This window comes from Amycolatopsis sp. DG1A-15b (genome assembly GCF_030285645.1).
Taxonomy (GTDB): Bacteria; Actinomycetota; Actinomycetes; order Mycobacteriales; family Pseudonocardiaceae; genus Amycolatopsis.
Map to the genome: position 1 here is coordinate 3,817,124 of NZ_CP127296.1, position 13,759 is coordinate 3,830,882.

Here is a 13,759-nt window from a genome sequence, read left to right on the forward strand (position 1 = left end):
TTCGGATGAGCGCGCCCACCAGGACGACCCCGCACACCAGCAGCCGGGCGGCGGTCCTCGACGTCATCCGGGCCGCCGGCACCATCAGCCGGGTCAGCCTGGTCACCGCCACCGGCCTGACCGGTGCCACGATCTCCACGGTCGTCCGCGGTCTCATCGACGACGGCCTGGTCCAGGAGACCGGTCGCGCCGCGTCGACCGGCGGCAAGCGCCGCGTCCTGTTGCAGCTGAACCCGTCGGCCCGGTACGCCGTGGGCATCCACCTCGATCACGCCGACATCACCTACGTGGTCACCGACTTGGCGGGCGCCGTGGTCGCGCGCATCTCCCGGCCGGGCGCGGGGAACGCCGCTCCGGAAGCGGTCGTGCAGCGGATGACCGAAGAGGCCTGGGCGCTCGTCGCGAGCGCCGCCGTCGACCGCGAGCGGCTGCTGGGGTTCGGCCTGGTCTTCCCCGGCCCGCTCAGCGCCAACGAAGGCATGGCGATCACCCCACCGGCCATGCGGCAGTGGGCGAACTTCCCGCTGGGCGGGGAAATGCGCCGCGCCACCGGCCTGCCGGTCGTGCTCGACAACGACGCGACCGCCGCGGCACTCGGCGAGCACTGGTCCGGCGGGGTGGACCTGCCCCCCACCTTCGCCGCGCTGTACATGGGCAGCGGTATCGGCGCCGGGCTGATCGTCAACGGGATCGGCTACCGGGGCGCGAGCGGCAACACCGGCGAGCTGGGCCACACCTGCCTCGACCTGGACGGTCCCGAATGCTGGTGCGGTGCGCGCGGCTGCCTCGAGGTCCTCGCCGGCCCGGCCGCGGTGGTGGCCGCGGCGCGGGCCGACCGCCGGCTCGCCCGCGCGGCCGGGCTGTCCCGGCGGGACCGCGCCCCGGACCAGTCGGTGATCCCGGACTTCGCCGCGGTCAGCCGGGCGGCGCGACGCGGTGACGAGAGCGCCCTCGCCCTCCTGGAACGCTCGGCGCGGTACGTCGCGGTCGCCGTGCGGAACCTGGCGAACGTCATGGACCTCGAAGCCGTGGTCCTCACCGGCCCCAGCTTCGCCATCGCCGGGCCGAGCTACCTGCCGGCCGTCGAACGGGAACTGGACGGCATGTTCTTCGCCCGTGCCAACCACACCGTCGAAATGCGGCTGTCCCGCGCCGCGGCGACGGCGCCGGCGATCGGCGCCGCCGCGATGGTGCTGCAGTCCGAGCTCGTGCCGCTGCACAGCGGCCTGCGGCTGCCGGAGAACCTCCAGCCGTCCGAACCCCCGCTGTCACCCGCCTCCTGAAGGCTCCGGAGCGCGGGCCGTCACCACGCCGCCGGCGAACGACGCGCACGCGGGCAGCTGGGTGATCAGTGCGGCCTGGTAGGCGTGGTAGACGTCGGGTTTGCCCGGCCAGACGGTGGCCGCGGGGGCGTTGCCGGAGTCGAGTTCGTGGTGCCAGGACCCGTTTTTCCGGTCCACGAAGTACTTGTCCGCGTACTCGCACCACCGCCGGAACCAGGAGAGGTAGCGCGCCTGTCCGGTCGCCTGGTGCAGCACCCACGCCGCGGCGATCGCCTCGGCCACGACCCAGTGCAGGCGGGTGCGCACCACCGGCGTCCCCGCGAAGTCCGTGGTGTAGACGAAGCCGTCCGCGCCGTCGACCGACCAGCCGTCCCGGACGGCGGTGTCGAACAGGCAGCGGGCGCTCTCGAGCAGCCGATCCGGCGCGCGGACGCCCAGCGCGGTCCGCAGGTGCACCGCCAGCCGCGCCCATTCGAAGAGGTGCCCGATGGTGACGCCGTACGGCCGGAACGGGTGGGCCGGGTCGTCGCGGTTGTAGCCGGGCACCTCGGTCCACTCCGCCGTGAAGTGCTCGGGCAGCCGCCAGCCGTGCCCGCGGGCGACCTGGCCCACGAGCCGCTCGACGATGCCGGCGGCCCGCTCCAGCAGCCGCGGATCACCGGTGATCCCGGCGGCCGCGAGCAGGGCTTCGACGGCGTGCATGTTGGCGTTGGCGCCGCGGTAGGGCTCGATCCGGGTCCACGCCCGGTCCCGGACGTCGGCCGCGAGCCCCGCCGACGGCTCCCAGAAGCGCTCGTCGAACACGGCCAGCGCCTCGTCGAGCAGGACGCGGCCGCCGGCGATCCCGGCGGCGGCCGCGCTCGTCGCGGCGAGGATGACGAAAACGTGCTCGTAGGCGCGTTTGTCGTCGACGACCGGGCCGGCCGCGGTGGCCGACGCGAACCAGCCGCCGTGGTCGTCGTCGCGCAACAGCCCGGTCAGCGCGGCGATCCCGTGCTCCGCGAGCTCGGTGTAGCCGGTTCGCCCCTCGGCCACGGCGAGCGCGAAGACGTGCGTCATCCGGCACGTGATCCAGGTTTCGACCGGCCGTTCGCGGACCGGCCGTCCTCGCTCGTCCAGCCACGCGAAGCCGCCTTCGGGGTGCCGGGAAGCGCGGGCGAACTCCAGCAGCCGATCCGGCTCGGCGGACAACCAGGCCGGCACCACCTCGGCGGCGAGCGGTCGGCTCTCGGGCACCTGGCCTCCTCGTTCCCGGCGATCACGAGCTCGGCCATCTTACTTCAATCATCTACCGAAGCAAGATGGCCGACCCGCCGAGACTCCGGCCGGCTCGCCGCCGGGCCGGGCGGTTCAGACGACCTGCGGCCATCCCGCGGAGTCGTAGGCCAGGCGGTTGATGCCCAGCCGTGAAGCGCCGTTGTCGGCGTAGTAGTGGTAGACGAGCAGGTCGCCGTCGTTGTCGGCGAGCACGGCTTCGTGACCGGGGCCGTGGATGCTGCCGTGGCCGGCGAGGATTTCGGTGCCACCGCCGGAAGTCATCGGCACGCCGTTGCGGTCGGCGTAGGGCCCGGTGACGCTGGTCGAGCGGCCGACCATGACGCGGTAGGTGCTCGCCGCGCCGCGGCAGCAGAGGTCGAACGAGACGTACTGGTAGTAGTACTGGCCGCGCTTGACGATGAACGGTGCCTCGATCGCGCCGCCGCCCCGCCCGGCGATGGCGGTCATGCTGCTGCCCTGACGCAACCCGGTCGCGGGGTTCAGCTGGATCAGCTTGATGCCCGACCAGAACGAGCCGAAGTCCAGCCACCACCGGCCCGCCTCGTCCACGACGAGGTTCGGGTCGATGGCGTTGAAGTTGTCGCTGCTGCGCGATTCGACGACCAGGCCCCGGTTGGTCCAGCTGCCGGAATTGCCGGACGGGCTGGTGGCCAGGAAGATCGCCGAGTGGTTGGAGCCGAACGTGGAAGCCGCGTAGTACAGGTAGTACTGGCCGTTGTGGTAGGAGAGATCCGGCGCCCACAGGCTGCGTCCGCCGCCGGTGTAGGCGGTGGTCCAGGGCGCGCCGCCGGGGAACGCCGACCCGGCGCCCGAGAAGGCGATGCGGTCGGTGGAAGTCTTCAGCGCGATGCCGTCTCCGGTGTGCGCCACCAGGTATCTGCCGTCCGGGCGCTTGACCGCGCTGGGGTCGTGCACGCCGATGTCACCGGTGACACGACCGGGATCGGGGTACGCGGCCGCGGCGGCGGCCGGCGTGGCGAGGACCGTCGTCGCGAACAAGACGACTGCGATGAACCGTGATCGAGCGGCCGACATGGTGCCTCCGTTGGCAATCCGATGATGGTGACGCTGCGGAACTCACGTCTGAAAGCGCTCTCCGGGGAGAGTAGCCGAATCCCTGCGATACCACCAAGACCCGGTGCCGCGGTCACGTACGCGCCGCGCTGAAAGCGCTTGCTGGACTCAGCGGGCCACGTAGCCACCGTCGACGGGCAGGGCCACCCCGACGACGAAGCCGGCTCCGGGGCTGCACAGCCACAGCACGGCCTGGGCGATCTCCTCGGCCGTTCCGAGCCGGTTCATCGGCTGGCCGGCCTCGGCCTCGGCGCGGTCGAGCTCGCCCTTCGCCATCATGTCGCGGACCATCGGGGTGTCGATGGTGCCCGGGCAGACCGCGTTGATCCGGATGCCGCGCGGGGCGTACTCGAGGGCGGCGCTGGTGGTCAGGCCGATCACCCCGTGCTTGGACGCGTGGTAAGACGCCCGGCCCGGGAGACCGACGAGACCGCCGAGCGAGGAGCAGTTGACGATGGCTCCGCGGCCGTGGGCGCGCATGTGCCGCAGCTCGTGCTTCATGCAGGCCCAGACACCGCGCAGGTTGATCGCGATCACGCGCTCGAACCGCTCGGCGGGTTCGTCGGCCGCGTCGCTGGGCGGGATCTGGATGCCCGCGTTGTTGTACGCCACGTCCAGGCGGCCGAAGGCCTCGACCGTGCGGGCGACGGCGGCGGCGACCTGCTCCTCGTCGGTGACGTCGCACGGCAGCGCCAGCACGCGGTGACCGGCGGCGGTGAGGTCCTTCTCCGCGGCGTCGAGCGCGGCTTCGTCGACGTCGGTGAGGGCGACGGCGGCACCGGACCCGGCGAACGCGCGGGCGGCGGCCAGGCCCATCCCGGAGCCGGCTCCGGTGACGAAGGCGACCTGGCCGGTGAAATCGTAGGTGGGGTTCATCTCGGGCGTTCTCCAGGTTCAGGGAGCGGGTTCGATGGTGACGCGCCCGGCGGCGGCGACCACGTCGGCACCGCCGTCGGCGAGGCGGCCGAGGACGACCACGCCGCTCGCGCGGGGCGCGTCGCGGTAGTGGATCGCCAGGTTCCCCCACGGGGCGTAGAAGGCCACGTCACCGGCTTTCGGCTCGGCGCTGTCCGGGGCGCCGGCGGTCGTCAGCCGCCGGGGCAGGTCCGAGATCCGCTCCGTTCCGTGGAAGTCGCTCAGGTCCATGGTGAGGGGCAGCAGAGTGGCGAAGTCGCGCGCGCTGGGGTTGTCGTTCAGGGTCGCGTTCACGACGCGGCCGTCGACGGTGAGGCGGATGTTCACGGCGGCAGAACTCCCGGTGGTGGTGGCGGCGGGTGGTGCGGGAGCGGGTGACGGCGGCCCGGCGCAGGCGGTGACGGCCAGCAGCAAAGCCGGGATCGCCCGGGCGAGGATCACCGGCTCTCCGCCACGGGCTCGGCGAAGTGCCGGCCGCCCCGGGGCACGCATGCCGGGAAACACGGCGAAGGTCGGCAAGTCACCTCCTCGGTCGGGGCTTGGATCCGGCATCCACGGAACCAGAAGCCGGCGCGACCCACGAGGTCCTCTCGGAAGGTGTACTGGCAGGGCACCCTTGAAGCCGGGCAGGGGCGCGATGAAAGTTTCACGGGCCACCATCTCCGGCTCTACCGGACTTCCTTACCGTGCAACGGAATCCAACCCGGAACCCGGAGCAGCTTGACAGCCGCCACCTCCCCGCCACCATCCTGACGGCGCACGGAATCGTCCGCGCACGGGATCGGGTGGAGGCGTCGGTGGCTGTTCGGCGATGGCGGAAACGACGAGCGGTCACGGCGTCCGGCCTGACGGCGTCTCTCGTGGCGATGGCGCTCAGCGGCGCGGGCACCGCGGCGGCGGACACCGGGCCCGCGCTGTCGGTCGACGTGTCCACCGCCCGGCACGCGATCAGCCCCGACATCTACGGCCTCAACGGCGGCGATCCGGCGTTCAACGCCGAGATCGGCCAGACGGTGGCGCGCTGGGGTGGCAACGCGACCAGCCGCTACAACTTCAAGAACCACACCTACAACACCGGGAGCGACTGGTACTTCGAGAACATCGTCGCCGACGAAGAACACTCCGTCGAGGGCATGGTCGGGTCGAACCTCGGCCGCGGCATCAAGCCGGTCGTCACCGTGCCGCTGAGCGGGTGGGTGGCCAAGGACTCGCCGTCACAACATCCGTTCACCTGCGGGTTCCCGGCGACCCGGTTCCCGCGGCAGGACGGCTTCGACCAGTGGGACGCCAACTGCGGCAACGGTAAGCTCGACCAGCAGAACCTCACCGCCGTCCCCACCGACAGCTCGATCCCGGTGGACACGTCGTTCGACGGCGAGATGGTGTCGCACCTGGTGGACCGGTTCGGCACGGCGGCACACGGCGGCGTGCCGATCTACGAGCTCGACAACGAGCCGGTGCTGTGGTCCAGCACGCACCGGGACGTGCACCCCGCCGCGGTCTCGGACGACGAGCTGGGCAGCAAGGGCACCGCGGCCGCCGCGGCGATCAAGGCCGCCGATCCCAGCGCGGCGGTCCTCGGCCCGTCCGGCTGGGGGTACTGCGAATGGGTCGCGTCCGGAGTGGACGGTTGCGGGCCGGGCGCCGATTCGGCCGCGCACGGCGGGCTCAACCTGTCCCAGTGGTACCTGAAGAACATGAAGGACTACAGCGACGCCCACGGCGGCAAGCGCTACCTCGACTACTTCGACCAGCACTTCTACCCGCAGATCAGCGGCGACAAGACCCCCGAGGCCAACGCGCTGCGGCTGCGGTCCATCCGGTCGCTGTGGGACCCGTCCTACGTCGAGGAGTCCTGGATCGGCCCGAGCGGCGTCAACGCGCCGCCGCTGCAGTTCATCCGCACGATGAAGTCGTGGGTCGACCGGTACAACCCCGGGACCAAGACCGCCATCACCGAGTACAACTGGGGCGCGCTGGACGACATCAACGGCGCGCTGGCGGAGGCCGACATCCTGGGTGTCTTCGGCCGTGAGGGCCTCGACCTCGCCACGATGTGGGGCGAGCCCAAGCCGACCGACCCGGGCGCCTACGCGTTCCGGATGTACCGCAACTACGACGGCGCGGGCAGCCGGTTCGGTGACGTCAGCGTGCAGTCGGCCTCCGCCGATCAGGACCGGCTCGCGGTGTACGCGGCGCAGCGGTCCGCCGACCAGGCGCTGACCGTCATGGTCGTCAACAAGACCGGCGGCGACCTGACCTCGCCGCTGTCGGTGGCCGGGTTCGACAACGCCGGTGCGGCACAGCGGTTCACCTACAGCCCGGCCGATCTGGGCGCCATCGTGCGCGGCGGCGACCTCCCGGCGGGCAATGGTCACATCGACGCGACGTACCCGGCGAACTCCATCACGCTGCTGGTCCTGCCGGCGGCCGGGTGCTCGGCGAGCCTGCACGTCAACGGCGGCTGGGACACCGGCCACGTCGCGACGGTGACCGTCACCAACGACCGGCGCACGGCGATCACCGGCTGGCGGGTCAGCTGGACCTGGCCCGGCGGCCAGCAGGTCACCAACTCGTGGAACACCACCCTGAAGCAGAACGCCGCGAGCGTGGTCGCCACCGACGCCGGGTGGAACGGCCCGATCACCGCGGGCGGCAGCACCACCTTCGGATTCCAGGCCACCGGCGGGACACCGCCACCGGCACTGACCTGCACCCCCACCTGAGCAAACCCGGGCGGCGGCGCCGGGCCGGCAGCAGCGGCCCGGCGCCGGGCTCAGCCGGTGAATTCGCTGACGCCGAGGGCGAAGTCCCCGTGGCCGACCCCGTTGCCGGCGAGGCCCACCGTGACCACGCCCATTCCTTCCAGCCAGTGCGCCATTTTCAGGCCGCCGACGTCCAGCGGGCGCAACCCGAGGCTCTCGACGAAGGCCGCCACGTCCGCCTTGGCCCGCGCGTCGTCGCCGGCGATGAAGACGTCGGGCCGGCCGTTCTCCAGGACCCCGCGGAAGATGGTGTTGAACGCCTTGACCACGCCGGCGCCGGCCGGGGCCACCTTGGCGACTTCCTGCGCGATCGAGGTGTCCCCGCGGTGGGCCAGTCCGTCGAACGCGGCGTTGAAGGGGTTGCTGATGTCGACGACGACCTTGCCCGCGAGGGCGTCTCCGTACTCGGCGACGACCGGAACGACCCCGTCGTACAACAGGGCCGTGATGACGATGTCCCCGGCCGGGACGGCGCCCCACGTGCCCGCCGTCGTGCCGCCGCCCAGGGTCTTGGCCAGGTCGTCGGTCTTGGCCTGATCGCGGCCCATGACCTCGACGGTGTTGCCGCCCGCCACCGCGAGCGTGCCGATGGTGCGGGCCATGTTCCCCGTACCGATGAGGGTGATGCTGCTCATGAGATGTGCTCTTTTCCTGTTTCGAAGTGTCTTTCCGGCTCGTTCACGGCTTGCGGCCGGCCAGCCCGACGACGCGGTCCAGCAGGGGCGCGTCCGGCGGGACGGGCACCACCACACCCCAGGAGGCCCGGACCGGCTCCGGCAGGGCCGGCAAGAACTCGGTCAGGTACTCCCAAACGGCCTGCAGGGTGAGTTCGGGCAGCTCGAAGGGCTGGCCGGTGGCCGTGGCCAGGTCCCAGCCGTGCACCACCATCTCGGTGAGCGCGATCCGGCCCCACGCCTCGTTGGTCAGCTCGATCCCCACGTCGGCGGTGCCCTGCCAGGCGCTGGGCTCCTGCCACGCCGTGGCCGGCGCGCGCACGTGCCTGCCGATCAGCTCGCGGGACGAGTCGCCCGGTTCGTCGGCGGCCTCGCGGCGAGCCGGCGCGCCGAGCCGGACGGCCGAGGTGTTCACGTGGCCGAGCAGGTCGGCGACGGTGAAGTCGTCGCACGGGGTGGCGCCGGCCAGTTGGTCATCGGTGATGCCGTTCAGCACATCGATCATGCGCCGGCAGGCCGGCGTGTCGCGGTTCAGATGGCGGTGGTGCCGCCGTCGGCGACCAGTTCCAGGCCGTTGACGTAGCTGGAGTCGTCGGAGGCGAGGAACAGGGCGACGGTGGCGATTTCTTCGGGCCGACCCATCTCTCCGCGGGGGATCAGGGATTCGAACGCGGACTTGGTGGCCTCGTCGAACAGTTCTTCCTGCTTGGCCGTGGCGACCTGGCCGGGAGTCAGGACGTTGACCCGGATCTTGCGGTCGCGCAGTTCGTTGAGCCAGACGCGGGCCCAGGCCTGCTGGACGGCCTTGCTCCCGGCGTAGAGGCTCCAGCCGGGGAAGGCACCGAGAGAGGCGTTGGATCCGGTCATGAAGACCGACGCGCCGTCGTTGAGCAGCGGCAGGGCCTTCTGCACGGTGAACAGCGTGCCGCGTGCGTTGAGCCAGAACGCGCGGTTGAACTGGTCCTCGGTGATCTCGCCGAGGACGGCCGGTTCGCCCATCCCGGCGCTGGCCCACACCACGTCGATCGAGCCCTTTTCCCGCTTGACGGTGTCGTACAAGCGGTCCAGGCCGGCCAGGTCGGCCGCGTCACCCTGGACGGCGGTGACGTTGCGGCCGATCAGCTCGACGGCGTCGTCCAGCGCGTCCTGCCCCCGAGCCTGGATGAAGACGTGCGCTCCTTCCTCGACGAAGCGCTGGGCACCGGCCAGTGCCATGCCGGTCGATCCGCCGGTGATCACCGCGACCTTGCCATCGAGCTTTCCCACGATCACTCCTCCTGGGGGTTGGGGTGTTTCGGAACGGTCCGCGAGTTATGTACACCGACCTGTTTGCTTAACGTACCCGACGACCGAGCGGAGCGCAAAGCTATGTACACCGATACGTACCCAGCGGGGCTACGCTGGGGACATGACGGAGTTGGAGAAGGGCCCCCTGGGCCGGCGCCGTGGCAGGGGCGCACGCGAGCGCATCCTCAGCGCGTCTCAGCAGCTGTTCCGCGAACAGGGCATCAACCGCACCGGCATGGACCAGCTCTGCGCCGCAGCGCAGGTGTCCAAGCGCACGGCCTACCAGCACTTCCCCGGCAAGGACGAACTCGTCACCGAGTACCTGCGCCGATTCGATCCCGACGTCATGCCCGGGGTGTTCGACCGCACTGACCTCACGCCCCGCGAACGGCTCCTCGCCGCGTTCGAGATGCCCGCGTCCACGCCCCTGTGCCCCTACATCGCGGCGGCCGTCGAACTCCACGACCCCCGGCACCCCGCGTCCCGGTACGCGCGCGACTACAAGATCGCCATCGCCGCGCGGCTCACCGAAACCGCCCGCGAAGCCGGCGCCACCGACCCCGAGCAACTCGGCGAACAACTGGCGCTGCTCATCGACGGAGCCTCGGCCCGCACCCGGGTCCTCGACAGCGATTCCTTCCCCACCGCCGCCGCCATCGCCGCCGTCCTCATCGACAACGCCATCCCGGCGGGAGGCGAATGACAGCCCGCCCGGCCGGCGTTGGTTCGCCGGGCTGCGGCTTTCGAGGGCGAGGGTGTTCGTGAGGCGCGTGGGCACCGGCGCCGCTGCTACCGAGCCCGTCGAGCACCGGCACGCCGAGCGGGGCGAGGAAGTTCGCGTCGCTGCCGCCGCCGGCGCCGACCGGCTCGAGCGGACCGCGCAGTTCGCGGAGCACGCGGTCGATCCGATCGGCTGACGTTGCGCGCCGTGCCGCCTTCGACGGTGCCGACGTTGACGGTGGTTCCGGCGCCGGCATCCGCCGCCGCGGCGAGCCGCCCGACGAGTCCGGCGAGGGCGTGCACGGCGCCGGCTCCCTCGGCGAGCCGCCGGGAATTCACAAGATCAGGTGAACGCGCCGGCCGGGAGGTAACGCGCACCGAACCCCCACGATGAGAGATGTGGACAGCCGCGCAGTCACGGGCCGGCGCCGCACGGCGACCCGGCGGCCGGCGGCCGGCGGCCGGCGGAACGGGATCGAGCATGAGCACAGTCGTCAACCCGCACGAAGAGCCGGCCCGCGCCCAACCGGTGCAGACGTTCGTCGCAGCGGGAGAACTGCTCGACACGACGGCGATCGACGACATCGCCGACCGAGTTCGCGGCATTCCCGCGGCGGCGATCACGGTCGACCTGTCGGCGGTCACCTACCTCAGCATGGAAGCCGCTGCGCGCCTGGTCGTCCTGGCTCGATTGTGCGCCGAGGAAGGACGGTCGCTGCGGGTCGTGCCGTCCGGGCAGGCGCGGCGGAAATTGGTCACGATGGGCCTGGACGCCGCACTCCCCCTCGCCCCTTGATCAGCGATCCCGCTCCCGGCGCCGGAGGATCGTGTCGTGGACGGTGCGGGCGACGAAGGCCTGGTACTCCTCGCGCGGCTTGCCGTCCACGCGCACATAACGCACGTAGGCCTCGACACTGGTGATGACGCAGAGCGCCTCGACGAGGTCGTCGAAGGGCACGTCGGTCCGCAGCCAGTCGCGTTCGCCGACCACCCGGAGCACCTTCTCGACCTGCCCTCGCATGGACACGAGCCGCTCGGCCAAGGTGTCCCGGACCTCGCCGTCGCCGTGAGCCGCGGCGGTCACCGCGGTCCAGACCCCGGCGACGGGCTCGTTGATCGCCAGCATCATCTCCCCGACGTAGGCCGCAAACGCCTCCGGCGCACGGAGTTCGAGCATGTTCTTGCCGCGCTCGGTGTCGAAGAAGTCGATCTCGCCTTCGACCCCGAAGGAGGCCACCGCGACCGCGGCCCACAGCAGTGCCGCCTTCGGCCCGTTGGCACGCACCGTCTCGACCGAGACCCCGGCCCGCTTCGCGATCCGCGCGAAGGTCGCGCCGTGGTACCCGCGCTCGCCGAACTCCTGGATGGCGGACTCGACCACCCGGCGCCTGGTCTCCGCGGCCTGGCGCTGCCGAAGCTCGGACCGGTAAGAGCGCGCGCCGCGGTCAGTGTCCGGCATATTGACTACTGTCCCATGCAGATGAATACTGCTTCATAGTCCCCAATTCTATCTCCCCGGCGACAGAGGGAGGGCGTCATGCCCTCGATCATGATCGCGACCATGCCCGTCCACGGGCACGTCACCCCGCTGCTCGCCGTCGCGCGGCACTTCGCCGGGCGAGGAGACCGGGTGCGCTTCCTCACCGGTTCCCGCTTCGCCGAGGTCGTCACGGCGACCGGCGCCGAGCACCTGCCCTTGCCGGCCGAAGCCGACTTCGACGACCGGCAGGACTGGAACCAGACCTTCCCCGAGCGCGCCGCGCTCAGCGGCACCCGGGCGATCGCCCACGACCTCGAGCACGTCTTCGTCCGGCCCGGCCGCACGCAGCACGACGCCGTCATGGCCGCGCACGCCGCCGAACCGGCCGACGCACTCCTGGCCGACCCGGCCTTCGTCGGCGGCGCGTTCCTCCTCGGCCACCCGCTCGGCGTCCGGCCGCCGATCGTGATGTGCGGCATCTGCCCGCTGATGATCGCCAGCCGGGACACCGCCCCCTTCGGCACCGGGCTCACGCCGCTGCGCGGCCCGCTCGGCCGGCTGCGCAACACCGCGCTCGCCCTGCTCACCGCCAAGGTCCTCTTCCCGGCCGTCGAGCGGACCGCCGACCGGATGTTCCACCGGCTGCACGGCCGCCCGATCCCGTTCGCCGTCCTCGACTGGCCCCGCCACGCCGACGCGATCGTGCAGTTCACCGTGCCCGAGTTCGAGTACCCGCGCTCCGACGCCCCCGCCACCTTGCACTTCGCCGGGCCGATCTCGGCTTCCGGTTCGCGGGCCCCGCTTCCGCCGTGGTGGCCGGAACTCGACGGCTCCAGGCCCGTCGTCCACCTGACCCAGGGCACGATCGGCAACAGCGATTACGGTCAGCTCATCGCGCCGGCACTCGACGGCCTCGCCGACGAGGACGTGCTGATCGCCGTGGCCACCGGCGGGCGCCCGCTCGATTCCCTGCCGCCGCTGCCCGCGAACGCCCGGGCCGCCGAGTTCCTGCCGTATGACGAGCTGCTCCCGAAGACCGACGTCTACGTCACCAACGGCGGGTACGGCGGCGTGCAGTACGCGCTGCGCTACGGCGTGCCGATCGTGGCCACCGGCCGTCAGGAGGACAAACCCGAAGTCATCGCCCGGGTGGCCTGGACCGGCGTCGGACGCCGCATCAGAACCCGGACCCCGGCGCCGCCGGCCATCCGTCGCGCCGTCCGCGCCGTCCTCGACGACCACCGCTACCGCGACGCCGCACGCCGCATCGCCGGACGCATGGCCGGCACCCGCGGTGTCCGCAAGCTCGCCGAAATCGTCGACGCGCTGGTGGCCGAACGAACGGCGAGTGAATGACACGACCGCCTGCCTCGGCTGGTGCGGCTCAGGCCACGACGGCGATGAGGGTCGCCAGGGCTGGTGCGCCCTGGCCGATCAGGCCCTTGATCCGCGCCCGGCGGGGGTCGAAGGCGATCAGGGCCGCGCTCGCCACGAGCATGGACGCGCCGGCGGCCAGGACGAGGGCCCGGCCGGCAGCGACGGCGCCCACGTGCACCGCGGCCAGGCCGGCGAACACCTGCAGGGCCAGGAGAGCGTTGTAGCAGCCCTGGTGGAACGCCCAGGGGCGGACCGCGCCGAGGTCCGCCGCGCGCACCTCGAACATGGCGTGCACACGAGGGTGCTCGAAGCGGACGGATTCCATCGTGAAGATCCACAGGTGCGTGAGCGCCGCGACGAGCGCGAGTGCTTGCGCGGGGATGTTCATCGGGGTGGCGCCGGCCGCAGTGTCGTGTCCGGGCGTAGCGCGCCGGTCTCGTCCAGCTGGGCGAGCAGGGCCGGCACCCCGGCGGTGAGCATCCTGGCCCGGACCGAGCCGAGCAGCTTGGCCATGGCGAACCCGCCGATTCCGGTGAATCCGGTGTGGTGGTAGGTGAAGCGGGTTCCCCCGGGGGTCGGCTCCAGCCGGTACAGGACGTGGCTGGGTGGCTCGCCCTCTGCGCCGACCCAGGTGTAGCGCAGCAGTTCCCGCTCCCGGACCTCCAGCACTTCGCAGTCGACGATCCCCCGCCAGCCGGGCATCGGCTTGGCGACGAACCGGAACCGGTTGCCGGCCACGGGCCGGAAGCCGACGGCGTGCGCGCCTTTCCCGGTCGAGGTCCAGTACGGGACCAGGTCCGGGTCGGTCATCGCCCGCCAGACCTTCAGGGGCGAGTGCGGGTAGTCGCGAACGATGTGGATCTCGGACACGGTGGCCTCCTCAGCCAGTAGCTTCAGTAGCTATAA

16 protein-coding genes are annotated in these 13,759 nt (G+C 71.7%); 6 read left to right on the forward strand and 10 right to left on the reverse strand.

The genetic code is table 11. From position 1 onward, the window contains the following. The first annotated feature begins 5 nt into the window (after window positions 1-5). Window positions 6-1,283 (forward strand): ROK family transcriptional regulator, encoded by a 1,278-nt coding sequence (locus QRY02_RS17275; RefSeq protein ID WP_285992554.1) that lies wholly within the window; start codon window positions 6-8, stop codon window positions 1,281-1,283. Here the strand turns inward: QRY02_RS17275 and QRY02_RS17280 are convergent. From QRY02_RS17280 to QRY02_RS17295, 4 genes are all read right to left on the reverse strand, one after another. Next, window positions 1,269-2,519 (reverse strand): AGE family epimerase/isomerase, encoded by a 1,251-nt coding sequence (locus tag QRY02_RS17280; protein WP_285992555.1) that lies wholly within the window; start codon window positions 2,517-2,519, stop codon window positions 1,269-1,271. The two genes, QRY02_RS17275 and QRY02_RS17280, sit on opposite strands and share 15 nt — an antisense overlap. Before the next feature lie 114 nt (window positions 2,520-2,633). Next, window positions 2,634-3,596, reverse strand: coding sequence for an arabinan endo-1,5-alpha-L-arabinosidase (locus tag QRY02_RS17285; RefSeq protein ID WP_285992556.1), 963 nt, complete (start codon window positions 3,594-3,596; stop codon window positions 2,634-2,636). Between the two features lie 147 nt (window positions 3,597-3,743). After that, window positions 3,744-4,511 (reverse strand): SDR family NAD(P)-dependent oxidoreductase, encoded by a 768-nt coding sequence (locus tag QRY02_RS17290; protein ID WP_285992557.1) that lies wholly within the window; start codon window positions 4,509-4,511, stop codon window positions 3,744-3,746. Window positions 4,512-4,529: 18 nt separating this feature from the next. Beyond that, window positions 4,530-4,991 carry a cyclophilin-like fold protein gene (locus tag QRY02_RS17295; RefSeq protein WP_285992558.1) on the reverse strand — a complete coding sequence of 154 codons (462 nt, stop codon included), beginning with the start codon at window positions 4,989-4,991 and terminating at the stop codon, window positions 4,530-4,532. Window positions 4,992-5,347: 356 nt separating this feature from the next. Between QRY02_RS17295 and QRY02_RS17300 the strand changes: the two genes are divergently transcribed. After that, entirely contained in the window at window positions 5,348-7,276 is a 1,929-nt protein-coding gene (locus tag QRY02_RS17300; protein ID WP_285992559.1) for a glycoside hydrolase family 44 protein, read from the forward strand. Between the two features lie 50 nt (window positions 7,277-7,326). On the opposite strand, the gene QRY02_RS17305 is transcribed toward QRY02_RS17300, so the two are convergent. The 3 genes from QRY02_RS17305 to QRY02_RS17315 are packed head-to-tail and all read right to left on the reverse strand — an operon-like array spanning window position 7,327 to window position 9,255. Then, on the reverse strand, window positions 7,327-7,950 hold the full coding sequence (locus tag QRY02_RS17305; protein ID WP_285992560.1) for an NADPH-dependent F420 reductase: 624 nt from the start codon (window positions 7,948-7,950) through the stop codon (window positions 7,327-7,329). Window positions 7,951-7,993: 43 nt separating this feature from the next. Beyond that, the gene (locus tag QRY02_RS17310) at window positions 7,994-8,524 is read right to left on the reverse strand and encodes a TIGR03086 family metal-binding protein (protein WP_285993855.1); all 531 of its coding nucleotides are present in this window, start codon (window positions 8,522-8,524) and stop codon (window positions 7,994-7,996) included. Continuing rightward, window positions 8,521-9,255 (reverse strand): SDR family NAD(P)-dependent oxidoreductase, encoded by a 735-nt coding sequence (locus QRY02_RS17315; RefSeq protein ID WP_285992561.1) that lies wholly within the window; start codon window positions 9,253-9,255, stop codon window positions 8,521-8,523. Before QRY02_RS17315 ends, QRY02_RS17310 begins: the two co-directional genes overlap by 4 nt. A gap of 142 nt (window positions 9,256-9,397) precedes the next feature. Here QRY02_RS17315 and QRY02_RS17320 point away from each other — a divergent pair, with 142 nt between their 5' ends. The 3 genes from QRY02_RS17320 (at window position 9,398) to QRY02_RS17330 (ending at window position 10,792) form a co-directional block, all read left to right on the forward strand. Further along, window positions 9,398-9,979, forward strand: coding sequence for a TetR/AcrR family transcriptional regulator (locus tag QRY02_RS17320; protein WP_285992562.1), 582 nt, complete (start codon window positions 9,398-9,400; stop codon window positions 9,977-9,979). Window positions 9,980-10,046: 67 nt separating this feature from the next. Then, a complete protein-coding gene (locus QRY02_RS48855; protein WP_502874209.1) occupies window positions 10,047-10,193 on the forward strand; it encodes a hypothetical protein in 147 nt (48 codons plus the stop codon). A gap of 284 nt (window positions 10,194-10,477) precedes the next feature. Beyond that, entirely contained in the window at window positions 10,478-10,792 is a 315-nt protein-coding gene (locus QRY02_RS17330; RefSeq protein ID WP_285992563.1) for an STAS domain-containing protein, read from the forward strand. Here the strand turns inward: QRY02_RS17330 and QRY02_RS17335 are convergent, their stop codons facing one another. Next, window positions 10,793-11,455: a TetR/AcrR family transcriptional regulator gene (locus QRY02_RS17335; RefSeq protein WP_285992564.1), complete on the reverse strand. Its 663-nt coding sequence runs from the start codon at window positions 11,453-11,455 to the stop codon at window positions 10,793-10,795. It abuts the gene before it with no gap. Window positions 11,456-11,533: 78 nt separating this feature from the next. Here QRY02_RS17335 and QRY02_RS17340 point away from each other — a divergent pair, with 78 nt between their 5' ends. Next, window positions 11,534-12,832 carry a glycosyltransferase gene (locus tag QRY02_RS17340; protein ID WP_285992565.1) on the forward strand — a complete coding sequence of 433 codons (1,299 nt, stop codon included), beginning with the start codon at window positions 11,534-11,536 and terminating at the stop codon, window positions 12,830-12,832. A 28-nt stretch (window positions 12,833-12,860) separates the two neighbouring features. Here the strand turns inward: QRY02_RS17340 and QRY02_RS17345 are convergent, their stop codons facing one another. Next, entirely contained in the window at window positions 12,861-13,241 is a 381-nt protein-coding gene (locus QRY02_RS17345; RefSeq protein ID WP_285992566.1) for a DUF1304 family protein, read from the reverse strand. Then, the gene (locus QRY02_RS17350) at window positions 13,238-13,723 is read right to left on the reverse strand and encodes an SRPBCC family protein (RefSeq protein ID WP_285992567.1); all 486 of its coding nucleotides are present in this window, start codon (window positions 13,721-13,723) and stop codon (window positions 13,238-13,240) included. Before QRY02_RS17350 ends, QRY02_RS17345 begins: the two co-directional genes overlap by 4 nt. Window positions 13,724-13,759: the final 36 nt, after the last annotated feature.